A 17,455-nucleotide genomic window follows, 5' to 3' on the forward strand; every position below is an offset into this window, starting at 1 on the left:
CGAGAAAGCAAAGACCAGGCAGGAACAATCAAGAAAATCAGCAAAGCAAAAGAAACGAAGACCGATTTCAGAAACAGGAAGGCCCTGAGAAATTCAGGGCCTTCTGCTGATCCCGGGGTTATTGCAGCTGATCAAATCAGACAGGCAGGAGGACAGAGCGATGAAGCTGAAAAAAATCATATTTATTCTGGCGCTTCTTATTTTTCTCGGAGCGCTGGGGTATCTGGGAGTAGTATGGTATTCCTACTATTCGGCCGGGAAGGCCTATGAGGAGCTGGAGGAGGCCGTTGTCACCCGGCAGGAGGGAACGGACACGGGGGAAGAAGGGGAAGGTGCAGAGGCAGTCTGGGAGCCCCTCACCATCGATTTCGGGGCCCTGCAGGAGATCTCAGAAAATGTGGTGCTCTGGATTGACATTCCGGGCACCTCTGTCAGCTACCCGGTGGCCCAGGCGGCGGACAATGACTATTACCTGAAACGGAGTCTGAACGGTTCCTACAATTTTGCCGGGACGGTTTTCATGGATTTCCGGAACGATCCGTCCCTCGCAGATGACAATACGATCCTCTACGGACACAACATGAGAAACGGCTCCATGTTCGGAATCCTGAGCCATTATGCCGATGAGGAGTTCTATAAGAGCCACCCGGAGATTGACTTGTATCTGCCGGGAAGAATCCTGCGCTGCACGGTTCTGTCAAGCCATCAGGAGGAGGCGGCAGAGGAAAATTTCCCCACCCGTTTTGAGACGGAGGAGGAGAAGCTGGCATTCATCAGCCGGATGAAGTCCAGGGCCTACTATGATACGGGGACTGAGGCAGGGGCGGACGATCACCTGGTGACACTGGTCACCTGTACGGGGAACGGCTACACCCACCGGTGGGTGGTGCAGGCGAAGGTGATGGAGGAGATCAGGATGACAGAAGAAGCCGGGCACTAAATTCTGCCGGGGACTGCCATACCAGAAGGATATGTTACAGTGGCATGGTAACAGCGATATCAAAATAGGGGGCGGGAAATTTTGGAAGTCAAAAAGGAAGGGACTGTTTCGGAAGAAACTGCAGAGGAGCTTCGGATGGAGCTCAGTGAATGCCGGGAGGATGAGAGGAGCGCTCAGAACCAGATTGTCCAGGTGATCTCTACTGCCGGGACAGTTTTGAGCGTTATTTTTGGTGTGTCTTCATATTTGAAAGAGATAGATGCCTCGATGGCGCAGATGCGTCATTATTTATTTTACCTGAGTTCGCTTGTACTGATCCTGACACTGTCCTATATTACCGCGCTGGGAATGAGAAATGTACTTCGGTTTCATTATATCAGGGATTTGGAGGACAGACTATATTGTATAAATCGGAATGATATGGTGCACTGGATGAGCTTCTCTTCTCCCATAACAACCAGAAATCCCCTTCATCTGAAGAATGGGTACAGTATTTTTCATTATCTGTCCTATGCGATAGCGACGGTATGTGCGATTTCTTTTTGCCTGGTGATCCAGTATGTCCAGTATATCAGTATTAAGCCTCATGACATGGTGGATAAAGCAGTTATATTTGTTTTAGGAGCCATAGCTGTCCTTGACTGCGGTGCATTTGTCATCATGTCTGTCAAAGCGCAGAAGATGTTTTGCTGGGCAGCGCGCGTGTCGCGGGAGAGAAGGAGAAAAAGGGTACTGGGGGGAGAGACAAAGTTACAATTAAAAGACAAAATACAAATTTTTCTGTATTATCTTTATCCGAAAAAGAAGGATTTTCAGAAATCCTTTATCATCGGCATCGGCTTTGCAACAGGTATTTTTTTGTTTTATGACGCTCATATGACCTGGCAGATGTGGAATCCTTTTTTCCTTTCTTTTTTTGTAATTGAGTTTCTTGTCTATCAGGCCAGGTATCTCTGGAATGATGTGAGAGGAATCGGCGATATCAGGAAAGGGGAGAAGGGGCGCTTGCCGGTTCACTGTCTTGGGGAAAGGAGAGCAGGACTGGCGGCTTTTTTCATCGTTTTCACCAGGATAATTGCCGCAGGGTTTATAGTTATTCAGTTTGGCGGAGAGATTGCCGTTCCGCTGGCGGTGAGTATGTCGGTGATTCTGGTGATTTCTGTTATGTATGAGGCGGGAAGAGCGAAGAAATGGGACCGAATGGTGTTCTTTTTGGTAAGCCTCGGCTATCCGGTCAGATTTTTCTCAGGCCTTTGGGCGTCCTGTCCGGATTTCTGGAATCGAAAGGCAGAGGCGGCAGGCAGCACAAATATGAATATTCTCCTTTTTCTTTTATTTCTTTCCTACATGTGTCTGGGAGAATTCTCTGCTGTCCTTCCCTGGGCACATGAAGCTTTCACACAAAAGAGGGGCGGGGAGCGAATCACAAAATCTTACTGCAATACGTTGATTGAAAAGATGTCTCAACATCGGGAATGCACAGTAAGTACAGATATTCTATTTCCTATGAGAGAGGAAGGAAAGCTGTCTGATGTGTGGAATATATCTTTTTTATTGGGAATTTTCTTCTTAACGATGATGACTGTATTGCTTAAAAGAGACGGTTTTTTGTGGCTGCTAGAAATATCCATACTGTTTTGCACGATGAAATTATGCGTTTCAGGCCATGGAAAGATTCTTGTATATACAATTTTAAGCATAGTGCTGCTGTCGGCAAAAACTGTGCTCTGTGCCGCCTCCGATGCGGTTCTCTGTATTTATGTCTGTGTTACAGAGGCGGTTTTTATTTTATTATATTTTAGTCTGAGATACTTATTTGATCCTTCCTTTGACTTCTTCCATCTATTGAGGTCATCGGCGGTTTGGGCGGGCTCTAAAATCAGGAGGGCAGGCTCGAAAATCCTGTATCTGTTTGCCGGCAGGGATCTCCAGGATCATACTGGGAAATGATTTTACATAAGACGGAGCCAAAACGCTTGGGGAGCGCCGAAAAATGATCAGTGAGATACTCCTTCAGTGCTCCCTGTCCGTATGGCCGCCGCTGCAAAATGGCGGCTTCTGGAAAGTTCCCTTTTAAAAACGGTTTCCTGTTATTCCCAGAACCTCTCCAGATACCCTTCAGCCTCCTCGCCGGAAATGGAAAACCGCCTGATGAGGGCGGATGAAACGGTCTCCCTGGAGGCCCCCAGCTCCCGGCAGGTCTGAATCAGGGCACAGATCCCCTGCTCCATTCCCTGTTCCATCCCCTCTTTTCTGCCGAATTCATACTCGGCCTTCCTCAGCAATTCTTTTTCCCGCTCCTCGTTGTACTCAAAAATGCTCACATTGGTCACCTCCGCCCGATATTTCAATAAAAAATCTCTGAGGATCCCCTCATGGATACATTCCTCCACAGGCGTTTCAAAGGCGTCGGAGAGCTTTAAGACGCACCGCTCCTCCTGCTTCTCTCTGCCGTTGTAGAAAACGATAAACCTGGGAACAGGCAGTTTTATCAGTCGGGAGGAATAGAGGGACTGATCCCGAATCAGCATCTCATACTCTCTGGCAGCATAGAACAGATCCCGAAGAGGCATGTTCGGATTCCAGGTGGACTGATGCTCATAGAGATTCAGCTCAAAGCCCAGGAGAAATGCCAGATCGTTTTTCACATTCATGTAGACGGCATTTTCCAGGGTAACGATCTGGAGCAGGGAGGGATCCCGGTAGTCCGTATTTCCTACTGCATTGTAGAGGGAGAGCAGAGCTTCCCTGTCATTGAAAAGCATGCGAAACAGGGTATCCTTGTAATCGCGCCTGGGCCGGACGGGAGCGAGACTGCCCCTTCCTGCCTTCTTTTGTTTCATTTCCTGTTCACTCATAGAACCTCCTTTCGCAGAAGGCCTTTAAGCGCTCAGAAGCATGTGCATCTGCTGAAGCCAGAAAACCTTCTGCTCTTGTATGATAGTGGGAAAAGCATAGATTTTCTGATGTTCTGAGAGAAATGAAAATCACGCCTGGGCCTGTGGAAAAGGCCCGATATGGGGAATGTATGCTTTCGTAAGGACAGTATAACACAGAGACAGGCTTCCTGCAATGGGCCCTGTCCGCTGTTTTGCTGTCCTGGTATATAATCGTTTCAAATTAAAAATTATGGCTGCTTTTGGTTGAATAACCTTCTGCGAACTCTTATAATAGAGTGCATAATGCTCTATTTTGGTAAGGTGCTGCAGGGTAAGGCGCAAGGCTTTTCAGGTGCTTTGGAACCTGCGGCTGCCGCTTGAAAATTCTGGCAGAGGAGAGGAACAGGTATTATGGAGAGCTTTCTTGTGGCCGTCAACGCAGTTATGCCGTTTCTGATTTATATATCCTTTGGATATGGAGTCCGAATGAGCGGACTGGTGGACGAGGCCTTTATGAACAAGCTGAATAAGCTGATTTTCAGGGCGTTTTTCCCGATTCTGATGTTTAATAATCTGTATAAGGTAGAACCGGGCTTTACGCTGGACGGACGTCTGGTGGCTGTGGGCGTCGGGAGCGTGCTCCTTCTGGAGCTCATCTTAGTCTTTCTGGTGCCGAAATTTGTGAAGGGAAATCCCCAGAGAGGCGTCGTGATTCAGGCTATCTACCGCAGCAATTTTGTGCTGTTTGCGATTCCCCTGACCACAAGCCTGTTCGGAGAAACAGGCTCTGTCCTGGCTTCTATGATGGTGGCCATCGTCATTCCCATCTACAATGTAACGGCAGTGATTATCCTGGAGCTGTTTCACGGAGGCAAGTCAGATATCCGTGTCCTCGTAAAAAATGTATGCACGAACCCTCTGATTTTAGGAGCGCTTGTGGGATTTATTTTTTTCATGCTTCAGATTAAACTCCCGGCCTGCATTGACGAAACGGCTGCACAGTTTGCCGATCTCACAACGCCGCTGGCGCTTTTCGTTCTGGGAGGCACCCTTCACTTCTCCGCGGTAAGAGGAAACCTGAAATATCTGGTACCGTCTCTGACAGTGAAAATGGTGTTTCTTCCGGCAGTGATCACAGCTCTGGCGACAGCCATGGGCTTTGGAAATCTGGAACGCTTCGTGCTTTTTACAATGTATGCGACTCCTGTGGCGACGGCTTCCTACTCCATGGCCCAGAATATGGGCGGCGACGGGGAGCTGGCGGGACAGTTCGTGGTTATCAGCACAGCGGTGTCTATTGTAACCATTTTCCTATGGGTACTGTTTTTTAAGACCATGGGCATGATTTAGGGAAAGAGAGGATTCTGGGCGGCTGTTTCAGAGATTCTGCCGGCAGGCCCTGCAGAAGGCCTCAAACAGCACTTCCCCCTCATCTCTGCCGAGCCGTTCAGGATGCCACTGCACACCCAGCAGGAAGGGATGCTCTCTGTGCTCCACAGCCTCTGCAACTTTGTCAGAGGCGCGGGCGCAGATAGTCAGGCAGGACCCTGGAACGCGGACGGCCTGGTGATGACAGCTGTTTACGGAAAGCGTCTCCTTTCCGACGATCCGGTGCAGAAGGCTTCCAGGAAGGATGGAAATCCTGTGGGCGGGAAGGTCGGGCGAATAGGGCTGACTGTGGCAGATACGGCTTTCGGGACAGTCGGAGGGAAGATCGGAGGGAAGATCCTGCCACAGTGTTCCGCCAAAACAGACATTGATTATCTGCGCGCCGCGGCAGATACCGAATACAGGCTTCTGAACCCTGAAAAAGGCGTGCAGGAGAGAAAGCTCCGTCTGATCGCGGACAGGAGAAACGAAGCCGCAGCCGGTTCGGGTCTCCTCGCCAAAGAGGGAGGGGTGCGGATCCGGCCCTCCCGTGAGAAGAAGTCCGTCCAGCCGGTCGGCAAAGGGGACTGCCTCAGAGGCGTCTGACAGGAAAGGAAGCAGGACGGGAAGCCCTCCTGCTTTTTTTACTGCGTCCATATAAAAGCGGCGCAGGGACAGGCTGCCGTCGTCAGTCTGCCCTGGTGAGAGGCCGATAAGGGGAAGTCTGCCCTCCGGGCGCTCATTTCTGAAACCGGCTGTAAGAAAGTGATACATGATAAGATTACACTCCCTGATGCCTGAGCATTCTGTTTTATTGTATAAAGGGTATTCTGAAAGAAGAGGGATTATGACCGGCAGAAAGAAAAATGATTTGAAAGCATCGGCAGCCCGCGTATAATTTGCGGATGCCTGCAGAAAATAGTACTGTAAAGCCCGGAAAAAAATAAGAGGGTAACGTCAGAGTGTAAAAACAACTCCGGCGTTACCCTCCTGTGCAATCGCATGACTCCTGCCTTTACGGCAGAACACTCAGCTTAAATTAAGCCTCCTCGATTGCGCCTGTTGGGCATGTACCAGCGCAAGCTCCGCAGTCGATGCAAGCTGCTGCGTCGATCTCGTACTTGCCGTCTCCCTCGCTGATTGCGCCTACTGGACATCCGCCAGCGCAAGCTCCGCAGCTAACGCATGTATCTGTAATTACATATGCCATGATAAATTACCTCCTTTAATTAATCTGTTCCTACATTTTAAACTAAAAATGCGAAATATTCAAGATGGTACCAGAAAAATCCTTGTTCTAAAATAGAAGCAAAGGAAAAAATTGCAAAGTTACAGAGACAGGGGCGGCAGAACAGACGGATTTTGATGGATTCTGCTCAGAATTTTTGCAAATTTACATACTTTTCTGACGAAATTAAGCCTTGCAATAGAAGTCGAAAAGTATTATATTATGGGTATAAAAACAGAAGGAGGTACAAACATGCAGATTAATAAAGAAATGTTAATCGGAGATCTGGTTCGTCTGGATGACGGAATTGCACCTATCCTTATGGGAGCTGGAATGCACTGCTTAGGCTGACCGGCTTCTCAGATGGAGTCTCTGGAAGAGGCCAGTATGGTTCATGGAATACAGGTTGATACATTAGTAAATGCGATCAATGAATACCTGGCTCAGAAGTAATAAGAGCTGGGAAATGAAAGATACGCCGGGGTACCGGCAGCGCTTGACAGCTGCCGGTACTCCGGCGTATTTGATTCATGCAGACAGGGCCGTAAGCAGTCCGCATTTTCAGCCTTGCCGCCGAAAATGCTACAGGCGGCTCAGGACAGCTACGGCATTCTCCTTTATGATGCAGTCATAATGCTCATCGAAATAAGCGCGGGATGCATACTCTGCCCGGACGCTGCTTCCGTACTCAATCAGCAGATTGCAGAATCGTATGAAATGTTCGCATCCCGGAGTGAGCTCCTGAAGGGCCAGGTAATACTTGCCAGTCCGACTGTTTTTATACAGGCGGCTTTCTCCCTCAAATGCCTGTCCGCCGATGCGGGCTGCCCTGGTTACTGCGTCCAGGGAGTCAAAGCAGAAGATGCGCTGCGACAGGGTGTCTGCATAGGTTCTGCCGTTTTCTACGTTTCCTGAACTTCCAGCGCCGGAAACGGAGGAATCAGATTTTCCCTGACTTCCGCGCTGTTTATCGGCGGCGTGCGGACTGCTCTCCGGGGTGGAAGCTGCATTCAGCCGGGACAGCAGTCCCGATTGGGAGCCTTCCTTCCCGTCGGGAAGGCTGGAGGCAAAGAGCCCCAGAAGACTGTCTGCTCCCTCCAGCAGATCCTGGGGAAGAGAGCCGAGAGGGGAATCCTCCTCCTCTGAGGCTGGGGAGAACCTGGAAAATCTCGTGTCCAGCTCCTCGGGATCTTCTATTTTCGTGATGACAAGCATGATGCTCTCTCCTGAGAGCGGAATTGCCTCAACCATCAGCGGTATGTCCTCTGCGTCAAAGCCAACCTCGGCTTCAGCCTGCTTAATCATCTCGCGGAACAGCTTTTTGGCCTTTTCGCTGCCATAGGCCAGCTCCCCGATATTCAGGTTCCGTATGCTTAAGTCGAAGCTGGTAAGAGTGCAGCGAATCTGGTTTTCATTGATACGTTCTATCTTCATCGGATCACTCGCCTTTCATTACAGCCTGAATTTGGGTTCTATATACCCAATATACTATATAATATAATAGATTGGCAATTCCTATGTAAAAAAATTAAAAGAAATTTTAGGAAATTTGCCTGAAAATGGTTGTAAATCACCGCGGCGTATATTAGAATACAGGTTAAGAAGTGGTAGTTCCGAAAGGAGGTGCAGGAGACAGAAGACACCGTACTGTTTGGAAAATACCAGATAACCGGAACGCTGGGAACCGGAAGAAACGGCACCGTCCTTCTGGCGGTACACCTGGGGCTTCGTGAATACAGAGCCATTAAGCGTGTGAGGAAGGAGCAGCGGCCAGGCGTCTTTCTGAGGGAGGCTGAGATTTTAAAAAGCCTGAGAGATCCGGGAATACCGGTTATCTACGATCTGGAAGAGGATCAGAACTATTTCTATATTATCGAAGAATATCTGGAAGGTCATTCTTTATCTGCCCTGATGAAAGAGAGGGGCAGTCTTACCCGAGCAGAGATCGCAGCATATGGGAGCGAGCTTTGCCGGATCTTGGTTTATCTGCATTCGCTGAAACCAAACCCTATTTTACATTTGGATCTGCAGCCGAAGAATCTGATGATCTGCGGCGGCGCACTGAAACTAATTGATTTTGACCAGGCTGTCTTTTCTGCCGGAAATGAGGGCAGAGCTCTGCGCTTTGGGACTCCCGGGTTTGCGGCTCCTGAGCTTTATCGGAACGAAGCTCCTGATGAGAGAGCAGACATCTATGCCATTGGTGCCCTTCTGTTCTATATGGGGACGGGGCGAAGCCCGGAGGGAGAAACCTGTGTGGAGAATGCCGGCTTTGACGGCAGGCTGGAAGCGGTTATTGAGCAGTGTTTAAGTCCGCAAAAAGAGAAGCGATTTCAGACTGCAAAGGAACTGTTGGAGGCGCTTGGCGCCCTCAGAACGGGAGTTTTCACTGAGAATCAAATGCCACTTCTTACGATTGCTGTGGCCGGAAGCCGCCCGGGCACGGGAACTACTCTTGCGGCCCTGGCTCTGTCAGCCTTTTTGAACCTTCATGCAGGCCCCTGCCTTTACGAGGAGAGAAATTCTTCGGGGGCAGCGGCGTCACTGGGACGAGCTATGGGAAAGCGGCCTGACAGAAGAGGGATTTTTCAGGCGGGAATCGTGCCTGTCAAACCTCTCTTTGGGAAAAATGTTCATCCCGATGAGAACAGCTTCCGAATCCGGGTTCTGGACATGGGAGCTCTGGACAGCCAGAATCTGAAGGGGATTTCCCGGGAAGATCATGAGGCGTTCCAGGCACAGCTGTTCCTTCTGGTTTGCGGGGGCAGGCCGTGGGAGCTTTCAGACTGCCGGAGGGCGGCAGGGAAGCTGTTTCGGGAATCACAGACGTCCCAGGAGCCGTGGGAGTCACAGAAAGCAAGGATAAAAATTCTTGTAAACCGCAGGGAGTCTGCGGGCAATATTCTGCTTCCGGAGGAAGCCAGGGACTGTGCCGCAGGATTTCTGCCCTGGATTGAGGATCCTATTTCCGGAGAGGAGGAGACAGCCACGGAGGCATTTTACAGTCTCCTTTCAGGAACAGAGGCCGCAAAGTGGCTCCTCAAAAGAGAGCAGAAAGGACGGAAACACCGTATCAGAGGGCTTTTAAGGCTGATTAAAGGCCAAAACCGAAGATAAAAGAGAGAAAGGACATATATCTGATGGGCAGAAGAGACAAGGCTCCGAAAAAAGCGGAGCCAGGCGAAAGCTACGGTGCACCCCTTATGGTAGGGGTGGCCGGCAGCAGCCGCGGCGTTGGAACAACGCATTTTTCCATCATGACAGCCGCCTATCTGTCTGGAGTCCTGGGAAAGAAAACTGCCCTGCTGGAGCGCAATGACAGCGGGGATTTTGCCCGGATAGAGGAGGTGTTTGAGACACATCCTGTATTAAAGAAAAATGGATGTTCGTTCAATATTCTGGAAATTTCCTTTATCAAGGGAGCCGGATCCCATGCATTTTCAGATCTTGCTAATTCAGACTTCGATACGGTTGTCGTTGATTTTGGAAATAATTTCGATGCAGCCAGGCCGGAATTCCTGCTCTGCCGGAAAAAATTTCTCGTAGGATCCCTGGCTGAATGGAAACTGGCAGCGTTCCTGGAGCTGATAGAGGGGAAAAAACACTCGGAAGGGCTTTGGGAATATTTTGCCTGCTCGGGAAGCAGGGAGCTCGAGACAGAACTGAAACGGTATCCTGGGATTGTTATCAGACGTATTCCGAGAACAGAGGATGCACTCTCCGTGACGGGGGAGGCGATGGATTTCTTTGGGGAATTTCTGGAATATTAGGGAAATGGTAAAATAATATATCACACAACCTCCTTGGAGGGATTTCATACCGTTTTCCAGACAGGAGATATAACATGAGGGATAAAAGCTTGAGAACAGTACAGAAGAAAAAGCGGGAACAGGAGGAAAAGCGCCGCTATCTGGATGGAATCAGGAGATATCAGAGTGTGGGAGTAACCGTGCTGGTAGATGGAAAAGAGCCGGGTCCAGGCGAGCTGGAGCAGATTGTGGAAGTCAGGGAGGATGGAGCCTTTTATATGGGCGATTACATTACTGACGAAACAGGAAAACTGGTGGAGATCCATTTCGACAAGGTTTACCACAGATAGAAGGAATGGACGGGCGGCACAGAATAAAGACTGAGCGAAAGCCCGGATAAGCTGAAAGAGGAAGAGAATCAGGAAAGGAGGAGGTAAAAATCCATGGGATACATGAGCCTGGACTTTGGCCGGCCCGGGGAGGATAGATAGAACAATGACGCCGTCAGAAAAAAACAGGAAAACGCCATTTTAAAACCCACTGACAGCCGGAGAGGACAAAAAGACGGAAATACGGAGGATACTGTTATGCCTTGACAGGAAATCTGAGAACATGTCTGCTGTCCAAACCGGCTGTTTTTTATATCACAGGAAACTTCGTTCCCTGTGATATAAAAACGCTCCGCGGGGCTCGCACTGCGGCGGAAAGGCAAATGTCGCTTCTGCGACCCGCCGCAGGCGGAGAATCCTGCTTTGCAGGATTCTTTCTTACATAACAGGAAACTTCGTTTCCTGTGATATAAAAACGCTCCGCGGGGATCGCACTGGGTTGGAAAGAAAAATATTGCCAACGCAAAACAGGGATAAATTACGTGAATAAAAAACGAGAACCATAAAAATTGTAAGAAAAAATAAAGTAGTCTGTTGTATATGGATATGCTAGAATAGAAACAGGCATCGGGGAGAGAATCTCCCGGCGCCTGAACGGATATGATCCACTTCACGTGATTTTCGGAGGATATGTATGAAAAGCAGGAGAAATCCTATCCTGAAGGCCTTCCTGTTCCTTCTGATCCTGGCTGTACTGGCCGGCGGAGCGTTTCTGTACTGGAAATTTGCGCCTTCCAGGGAGAGGGCAGATCTCAGGGAGGTTTATCAGGCTGAGGAGAACAGAACGATTTTATATCTGAACTATGAAAAACAGGAGGCCCAGGGAATCTATGAGAACGGGCAGACTTATCTGCCGGCAGACTGGGTGGCGGAGCATGTCAACAGCCGCTTCTACTGGGACGAGAATGAGGAGATGCTGGTCTATGCTCTCCCGGAAGAGATTCTCTATACAGACGACACTGCCGTGGGAAGCTCAGGGGAGCCGCTGATTGTGAAGCGGGAGGACGGCGTTTATCTGTCCATGGGTCTTGTGCTCAATTATACAAAGGTGAGGATACAGGCCTTCGACAGCACAGATATCAAGAGGGTATTTATCGAGAATGACTGGGACGGGACGCCCACTGCAGATGTAAGGGGCAGGGTGAAGGTGCGCGTGGAGGCGGACGTAAAAAGCCCTATTCTGACAGAGTGCTACAGAGGCGACAGCGTCACTGTGCTGGAAACTACAGACGAGTGGGTGAAGATCGCCACAGCAGACGGCCATATCGGATATGTGAAAAACAGAAAGCTTAAGAATCTGCGCTCCGTGGTGCCGGAAACTGACTTTAAGGAGCCGGAATACAAAAATATTTCTCTGGATGAAAAGATCGTGCTTGCATTCCACCAGGTGACGATACCTGAGGCCAACCAGAAGATGGGGGAGCTGCTGGAGCCGTCCAAAGGGGTCAATGTCATTGTACCTACCTGGTTTACGCTCAGCGACAACGAGGGAAGCTATGAGTCCCTGGCCAGCAGAAGCTATGTGGAAGAGGCCCATGAGAGGGGACTTCAGGTGTGGGCCATGGTTGACAATTTCAGCAAAGAGTGCAGCAGGAATGTCCAGTCCGAGATCCTTCTGTCGAAAACCTCCACCCGGAGAAAGCTCATTGAAAGCCTGATGGATGAGGCCAAAACCTATGGCTTTGACGGCTTTAACCTGGATTTTGAGAGCATGAAGACGGAGGCTCTGCCTCACTATGTCCAGTTTATCAGGGAGCTGTCTGTGTCCTGCCGGAAGGAAGGGATTGTCCTCTCTGTTGACAACTACGTGCCTTCTGCCTACACAGCGGGCTACAACAGAAAAGAGCAGGGCACTGTGGCAGACTATGTGATCGTTATGGGATATGACGAGCATTTTGCCGGCGGAGAGAAGGGCTCCACCGCTTCTTTAGGCTTTGTGGAGCAGGGAATCAGGGACACGCTTCAGGAGGTCCCGAAGGAAAAGGTGATCAATGCCGTGCCGTTCTACACAAGGCTGTGGCAGGAGAAGGACGGCGAGACCACCTCTTCTGCTCTGGGAATCTATAAGGCCAAGGACTGGATAGAGGAAAATCATGTGGAGCTTTCCTGGCAGGATGAAACAGGCCAGTATTACGGGGATCTTGAGGAGTCAGACGGAACCATGGACTATCTCTGGATGGAGGAGGAGCGTTCCCTTGGGCTTAAGATGGATCTGATCCGCCAGAATGATCTGGCAGGCGTGGCCTGCTGGAAGCTGGGGCTTGAAAGCGAGGAGATCTGGGACGTAATCCAGTGGGATCAGCCGGACGGAGAGGAAAAACAGCCGGACAGCAGCAATTAGGAGAAGGTGAGTAAAAAGAGAAGGCAAAACCGGGACAAATGAGACGGAAAGATAAGAGATAAAACGAAAACGGGAGAGACGGTTTCGGCGCGAGCCGGGAGGTTTTTCCCGTTTTGTTATTTTGTTATGGTGTTATAATGCCGGGTGGGAGTCTTTTAAAGCCGCCGCCTCAGGGCAGAAGGGGATGGCTTTGGCCCTGGTGGAATGGGACGAGGAAAACAGGGAATATACTGGGCATAAGGAGACGATTTCCAGGTGAAGTAATTTGAAAATTGTGCGCTTTCTGGACCGCCATCTGACAGGAACGCTGGCGGCTGTGTTTTTAATTGTCTTTCTGTTTTCTGTGTTCCGCTACACCGGGCTGGACGCAGCAGGGCGCAGTGTCCATATCGGAAAGGAGAAGCCGGTGGTGGTCATTGACGCAGGGCATGGCAGGGGACGGATGCGGCCGAACAGAGGAAAAACGGCAGGGGGAATCCGGCAAAAGTCAGGCACAGATAAGTAAAATAGTGAAGGAAGGATACAGAATGAAAGAGAACAGAAAGGACAGGGAGCTTAGACTGAGGGAGTACAGAAGAGAGGATCTGGAGGAGATGGAGCGTCTGTTTTTTGAGACAGTGCACACGGTAAACGCAGCTGATTACACAGAAGAGCAGCTTTGGGCCTGGGCGGACAAAGAGGTGGATCACAGGGCCTGGCACGAGTCCTTCTGCCGCCACAGGACGGTGATTGCCGAGCTTGGAGGGCGGATTGCGGGCTTTGGAGATATGGCGCCGGACGGTTATCTGGACAGGCTGTACGTTCACAGGGAGGAGCAGGGTCAGGGAATCGGGACTGCTATCTGTGATTATCTGGAAGGGGAGCAGGCAGAGGCGGGGAGCAGGACAGAAGGAAAAGAGAAGAGATTTGTGACTCACGCCTCTGTTACGGCGAGACCATTTTTTGAAAAACGGGGATACAGGGTGGTAAAGGAGCAGCAGGTGGAGAGAAAGGGGGTTATGCTGACGAATTACATGATGGAGAAAAGGACGGGAGGAAACTAGCAGATAAAGAGGAAGACGCTCTGAAACAGCCGGAATAGTGGACAGGCAGCGGCGAATAACCTGTAGCAAAAACGGACAGGAGATAAGAGATGGAAGAGAAAAAAAGGGAGACAAAAAAGGGCAAACCGGATGGAATTTCCGGCAGGAGCGTGAGGAGAAAAAGCCTTGACCGGTACTCCAGAGCAGAGTTTCTGAGGAGGCTTATAGAGGCCGGAATTCTGAAGCGCGATACAGGGGAAGGTGAGAAAAAGAGCTTACAGGAAGGGCAGGCTGTCTGCAAAAGGAAGCAGAGAGAGGGGCAGAAGACGGGCCGGGAGGCGAGCCTGTGAGCCGGCCGGGAGGCGGAAAAGCTGCAGTCTACCAGACAGCTGTGTACATCAGGCTTTCCAGGGAGGACGGCGATAAGGCAGAGAGCGACAGCGTGGGAAATCAGAGAAAGCTTCTGATGGATTTTCTTAAGTCGGAGCCGGAGCTTTCCCTGTTTTCTGAGTATGTAGATGACGGCTGGTCGGGGACCAGTTTTAAGCGGCCGGCTTTTGAGCGCATGATCAGGGATATTGAGGCCGGGCTTGTGGACTGCGTGGCGGTGAAGGATCTGTCGCGCCTGGGCAGAGACTACATTGACACGGGGCGGCTGCTGGAACGATATTTTCCTGACATGGGAGTGAGGTTTATCTCTCTTGCCGACGGGATTGACAGCAGAAAGCAGGAGTACGACATGCTGCTCCCCATCAAAAACATCTTCAATGAGCAGTATGCCAGAGATATTTCGAGAAAAATTCACGCTGTGGTCAGAACCAAGCAGAAGGCCGGAGAGTTTATCGGAGCATTTGCCTGCTACGGCTACCGGAAGTCGCCGTCCGAAAAAAACCGCCTGGTGGTGGATGAGAGGGCAGCTGAGGTAGTGAGGATGATCTTTCAGCTTTTTCTGGAGGGAAAGGGAAAAAATACCATTGCCAGGATGCTGAATGACCGGGGGATTCCCTGCCCGTCCGAGTACAAGCGGCTGAACGGGGAAAACTACAGGAACGGAGGGCGTCTTTCGGGACAGTCCTGCTGGACGTATTCCACTGTAAATAAGATCCTCCACAGCGAGATGTATCTGGGCAATATGGTACAGGGGCGGCGTTTCCAGAGGATGCGGGGGAAGGCAAAGCAGGTGGACAGGGAAAACTGGATTGTGGTGGAGGGAACCCATGAGGCAATCATAGACAGGCAGGTATGGGAGCAGACCAGGAAGCTTCTGAAGAGCCGTTATGCCCCGTTTCAGCCTGCAGCAGGAGAAAATGTGTTTGCCGGATTTGTCAGGTGCGGGGACTGCGGCCGGGCCATGGTCAGAAAGGGAAGAGACCGGTACCTGTGCGGAACTTATGTGCGGGCCGGAAAGGCCTACTGTTCAGGCCATGGGGTGAAAAGGCAGGAATTGGAGGAGATCGTGCTCGCAGAGCTTGCCCGGGCAGTGGAGGAGGAACAGCAGAGGGGAAGCCTTGCAGAGCTGTTTGAGAGAGCAGAGAAAGGGAGAATGAAACAGGGTACAGGAGCGGTATCAGAAAAGAGAGGGGGGAGGAAAAAGGAGAGGTGGCAGACGGAGTGGCCGTGGGAACTGGCTGAACAGACAGAAAATGGACAGGAGGAGGCCGAAAACGAGGAAAGGGAGGAGGAATTTTGTCCTCTTGCAGGCGTTTCCGGGATTCTCGTAAGGCGGGATGACAGCTCCATGCGCAGACTCCTTGCACAGATGGCGGAGGAAATCCTGATTTTTGAGGACGGGAGTGTGGAGCTGGTCTGCCTCTACGGGGATTTGCGGGGAGGAGAAGCGCATCCGGCCCCCTCCTCATGGAGGCAATGATCCCGGCAAGGTGGGGGTGGATCAGAGTCTCGAGAAGGACATTAACCTTGCCATATCAAAAAAGCTGGCCCGCTATCTTGAGCTGGCGGACGTGGAGGTGGTGATGACCCGAAGCGAGGACAAGGGGCTTTACAGTGAAACGGACAGCAGGAAAAAGTCGGCAGACATGAAGGCCAGATGCAGCCTGATTGACGAGGCAGAGCCGGATCTGGTAGTCAGCATCCATCAGAACAGCTACCATGAGGAAAATGTCTCGGGAGGCCAGGTGTTCTACTATAACGGCTCGGTAAAGGGGAAAAAGCTGGCAGAGATTCTGCAGAAACGGTTTGACTATGTGCTTGGAGAAAAGAATACAAGACAGGCAAAGGCAAACGACAGCTATTACCTGCTTCTTCATGTGAAAAGCCCCATTGTGATTGTGGAGTGCGGTTTCCTGAGCAATTATGAGGAGGCGGCCCTGTTAAATACAGATGAATATCAGGACCGCCTCGCGTGGACAATACATATGGGAATTATGGAGTATCTGAACCGGCGTTAGAGGACGGCTCATTCAGGCAGTCATCTACCAGTGATTTCTCAATCCGGTCTGCGGCCATGGAGCCGGCTGGACGGACATAGTAGTATTCGCCTGACTCGTCCAGGCTTCCGATTTCAATGGAAAACTCCTTCAGAGAGCTCATCCCGGAACCGTCATCAGAGCCGTTTTCCGCATTTTCGGCATCTTCGGCATTTTCATCATCAGAGGAATCTTCCTCAGAGGGCTTTGCAGCTTCTGTCTCATCCTCTGTCTCAGAGCCGGAATCGCTCTGTGAATCTTCCTCCTCGTAGGAAAACCAGATGACGGCTTTGGGGTTATCAAGACCGTACTGGGACAGCTCGCTGTCCGTGACTTTGTAATCTGCGCAGTCGAAGATGGCAAGGTTCGTGATGGCTGTGGCCAGATGGTTGGGAATGCTTACGTCCTCCACTCGGTTTTCCTCGCTTTCTTTCGAATCCCGGTACCAGATAAAATTACCTTCGTCATCTTTTCCGGTACGGATATAGTGGAAGGACTTGCCTTCTGCGTCAATCTTAAATTCCTTCACATCTGCTGTGAAAACAGAGGGAAGCTCATCTGTCTTAAGCCAGTCATAGAGTGTGTAATCGGAGTAGTTCATCAGCACATCGCTTATGGTGTAAACATGGCTGTCTCCGCTCTTTATCGCATAGTAATCGCCGTCTTCTGTTTCATTTCCGATGGTTATAACGGTATCCTGGCCGTCAGTGCCTGTAAAAGAAAAGGTGGCAGCAGGGGCGTCGAGCCCGTATACGGAAAGGTCCGTAACCTCGCCCAGATCCCGTTTGGCAGTTATGTCTCCCAGATCATTGGCAAGGGTCTGGACAGAGGCCTGAAGAGCGGGAAAATCGTCGTCCTCCGTATACTTCCATATTCCAACTTTGTCTTTCTCAAAGGAGATGGAGGTGCCTGCCGAAGTATAGGAGAGAGCAGCAAGCTCAGCGCAGTCTGTAAACGGGATCACGCCCGCTGCCTCCGCCTGCTCCCGCTTCCTGTCCTCTCTTGCCGAAAAGCCGGACACAAAGGCATAGGCTGCAGCCAGGGCTGCCAGAAGAAGGCAGCCGATGGCCAGAGTATGTTTCCTTGACATATTTGTCCCTCCTTTTATCTGTT

At 50.7% G+C, this 17,455-nt stretch carries 18 protein-coding genes; 13 read left to right on the forward strand and 5 right to left on the reverse strand.

Features of this window, described 5'->3' with window-relative positions:
• Window positions 1-160 precede the first annotated feature (160 nt).
• Window positions 161-940 (forward strand): class B sortase, encoded by a 780-nt coding sequence (gene srtB, locus DW757_RS03005; protein WP_118750949.1) that lies wholly within the window; start codon window positions 161-163, stop codon window positions 938-940.
• 81 nt (window positions 941-1,021) lie between these two features.
• Window positions 1,022-2,890: a hypothetical protein gene (locus DW757_RS03010; RefSeq protein WP_118750950.1), complete on the forward strand. Its 1,869-nt coding sequence runs from the start codon at window positions 1,022-1,024 to the stop codon at window positions 2,888-2,890.
• 140 nt (window positions 2,891-3,030) lie between these two features.
• Here the strand turns inward: DW757_RS03010 and DW757_RS03015 are convergent, their stop codons facing one another.
• Window positions 3,031-3,798, reverse strand: coding sequence for a transposase (locus DW757_RS03015; RefSeq protein WP_015574598.1), 768 nt, complete (start codon window positions 3,796-3,798; stop codon window positions 3,031-3,033).
• A gap of 432 nt (window positions 3,799-4,230) precedes the next feature.
• On the opposite strand from DW757_RS03015, the gene DW757_RS03025 reads away from it, so the two are divergent.
• Window positions 4,231-5,169, forward strand: coding sequence for an AEC family transporter (locus DW757_RS03025; RefSeq protein ID WP_008396434.1), 939 nt, complete (start codon window positions 4,231-4,233; stop codon window positions 5,167-5,169).
• A gap of 27 nt (window positions 5,170-5,196) precedes the next feature.
• Here DW757_RS03025 and DW757_RS03030 read toward each other — a convergent pair whose 3' ends face one another.
• Together DW757_RS03030 and DW757_RS03035 are read right to left on the reverse strand one after the other, a co-directional pair.
• Complete coding sequence (locus DW757_RS03030; protein WP_118750951.1) at window positions 5,197-5,961, reverse strand: gamma-glutamyl-gamma-aminobutyrate hydrolase family protein; 765 nt, start codon at window positions 5,959-5,961, stop codon at window positions 5,197-5,199.
• Between the two features lie 265 nt (window positions 5,962-6,226).
• Window positions 6,227-6,397 carry a 4Fe-4S binding protein gene (locus tag DW757_RS03035; protein WP_008396432.1) on the reverse strand — a complete coding sequence of 57 codons (171 nt, stop codon included), beginning with the start codon at window positions 6,395-6,397 and terminating at the stop codon, window positions 6,227-6,229.
• Window positions 6,398-6,667: 270 nt separating this feature from the next.
• On the opposite strand from DW757_RS03035, the gene DW757_RS03040 reads away from it, so the two are divergent.
• Window positions 6,668-6,868 (forward strand): DUF1858 domain-containing protein, encoded by a 201-nt coding sequence (locus tag DW757_RS03040; protein WP_118750952.1) that lies wholly within the window; start codon window positions 6,668-6,670, stop codon window positions 6,866-6,868.
• Between the two features lie 129 nt (window positions 6,869-6,997).
• Here DW757_RS03040 and DW757_RS03045 read toward each other — a convergent pair whose 3' ends face one another.
• Window positions 6,998-7,849 (reverse strand): adaptor protein MecA, encoded by an 852-nt coding sequence (locus DW757_RS03045; RefSeq protein WP_118750953.1) that lies wholly within the window; start codon window positions 7,847-7,849, stop codon window positions 6,998-7,000.
• A 189-nt stretch (window positions 7,850-8,038) separates the two neighbouring features.
• Here DW757_RS03045 and DW757_RS03050 point away from each other — a divergent pair, with 189 nt between their 5' ends.
• From DW757_RS03050 to DW757_RS03095, 9 genes are all read left to right on the forward strand, one after another.
• Complete coding sequence (locus DW757_RS03050) at window positions 8,039-9,532, forward strand: serine/threonine-protein kinase (RefSeq protein WP_118750954.1); 1,494 nt, start codon at window positions 8,039-8,041, stop codon at window positions 9,530-9,532.
• Between the two features lie 23 nt (window positions 9,533-9,555).
• Window positions 9,556-10,185: a hypothetical protein gene (locus tag DW757_RS03055; protein WP_008396428.1), complete on the forward strand. Its 630-nt coding sequence runs from the start codon at window positions 9,556-9,558 to the stop codon at window positions 10,183-10,185.
• Window positions 10,186-10,259: 74 nt separating this feature from the next.
• Window positions 10,260-10,514: a hypothetical protein gene (locus DW757_RS03060; RefSeq protein ID WP_008396427.1), complete on the forward strand. Its 255-nt coding sequence runs from the start codon at window positions 10,260-10,262 to the stop codon at window positions 10,512-10,514.
• A 673-nt stretch (window positions 10,515-11,187) separates the two neighbouring features.
• On the forward strand, window positions 11,188-12,894 hold the full coding sequence (locus tag DW757_RS03070; RefSeq protein WP_118750956.1) for a glycosyl hydrolase family 18 protein: 1,707 nt from the start codon (window positions 11,188-11,190) through the stop codon (window positions 12,892-12,894).
• 265 nt (window positions 12,895-13,159) lie between these two features.
• On the forward strand, window positions 13,160-13,399 hold the full coding sequence (locus DW757_RS03075) for a hypothetical protein (protein ID WP_021966690.1): 240 nt from the start codon (window positions 13,160-13,162) through the stop codon (window positions 13,397-13,399).
• Between the two features lie 22 nt (window positions 13,400-13,421).
• Window positions 13,422-13,937 (forward strand): GNAT family N-acetyltransferase, encoded by a 516-nt coding sequence (locus tag DW757_RS03080; RefSeq protein WP_015574601.1) that lies wholly within the window; start codon window positions 13,422-13,424, stop codon window positions 13,935-13,937.
• Window positions 13,938-14,026: 89 nt separating this feature from the next.
• A complete protein-coding gene (locus tag DW757_RS03085) occupies window positions 14,027-14,266 on the forward strand; it encodes a hypothetical protein (RefSeq protein ID WP_015544527.1) in 240 nt (79 codons plus the stop codon).
• Window positions 14,263-15,786 (forward strand): recombinase family protein, encoded by a 1,524-nt coding sequence (locus tag DW757_RS03090; protein WP_118750957.1) that lies wholly within the window; start codon window positions 14,263-14,265, stop codon window positions 15,784-15,786. Before DW757_RS03085 ends, DW757_RS03090 begins: the two co-directional genes overlap by 4 nt.
• 16 nt (window positions 15,787-15,802) lie before the next feature.
• Window positions 15,803-16,324: an N-acetylmuramoyl-L-alanine amidase gene (locus DW757_RS03095; RefSeq protein ID WP_021966693.1), complete on the forward strand. Its 522-nt coding sequence runs from the start codon at window positions 15,803-15,805 to the stop codon at window positions 16,322-16,324.
• Here the strand turns inward: DW757_RS03095 and DW757_RS03100 are convergent.
• Window positions 16,299-17,432, reverse strand: a complete 1,134-nt coding sequence (locus DW757_RS03100) for a DUF4340 domain-containing protein (protein ID WP_118750959.1) — start codon at window positions 17,430-17,432, stop codon at window positions 16,299-16,301. The genes DW757_RS03095 and DW757_RS03100 overlap by 26 nt on opposite strands.
• Window positions 17,433-17,455: the final 23 nt, after the last annotated feature.

Source organism: Clostridium sp. AM29-11AC (genome assembly GCF_003480545.1).
Taxonomy (GTDB): domain Bacteria; phylum Bacillota; class Clostridia; order Lachnospirales; family Lachnospiraceae; genus Otoolea; species Otoolea saccharolyticum_A.

Excerpts from the sequence above, each read along its gene's own strand:
- srtB (WP_118750949.1), top strand. The coding sequence starts at position 161 with ATGAAGCTGAAAAAAATCATATTTATTCTGGCGCTTCTTATTTTTCTC.
- DW757_RS03015 (WP_015574598.1), bottom strand. The coding sequence starts at position 3,798 with ATGAGTGAACAGGAAATGAAACAAAAGAAGGCAGGAAGGGGCAGTCTC.
- DW757_RS03025 (WP_008396434.1), top strand. The coding sequence starts at position 4,231 with ATGGAGAGCTTTCTTGTGGCCGTCAACGCAGTTATGCCGTTTCTGATT.
- DW757_RS03030 (WP_118750951.1), bottom strand. The coding sequence starts at position 5,961 with ATGTATCACTTTCTTACAGCCGGTTTCAGAAATGAGCGCCCGGAGGGC.
- DW757_RS03035 (WP_008396432.1), bottom strand. The coding sequence starts at position 6,397 with ATGGCATATGTAATTACAGATACATGCGTTAGCTGCGGAGCTTGCGCT.
- DW757_RS03045 (WP_118750953.1), bottom strand. The coding sequence starts at position 7,849 with ATGAAGATAGAACGTATCAATGAAAACCAGATTCGCTGCACTCTTACC.
- DW757_RS03055 (WP_008396428.1), top strand. The coding sequence starts at position 9,556 with ATGGGCAGAAGAGACAAGGCTCCGAAAAAAGCGGAGCCAGGCGAAAGC.
- DW757_RS03060 (WP_008396427.1), top strand. The coding sequence starts at position 10,260 with ATGAGGGATAAAAGCTTGAGAACAGTACAGAAGAAAAAGCGGGAACAG.
- DW757_RS03070 (WP_118750956.1), top strand. The coding sequence starts at position 11,188 with ATGAAAAGCAGGAGAAATCCTATCCTGAAGGCCTTCCTGTTCCTTCTG.
- DW757_RS03080 (WP_015574601.1), top strand. The coding sequence starts at position 13,422 with ATGAAAGAGAACAGAAAGGACAGGGAGCTTAGACTGAGGGAGTACAGA.
- DW757_RS03085 (WP_015544527.1), top strand. The coding sequence starts at position 14,027 with ATGGAAGAGAAAAAAAGGGAGACAAAAAAGGGCAAACCGGATGGAATT.
- DW757_RS03100 (WP_118750959.1), bottom strand. The coding sequence starts at position 17,432 with ATGTCAAGGAAACATACTCTGGCCATCGGCTGCCTTCTTCTGGCAGCC.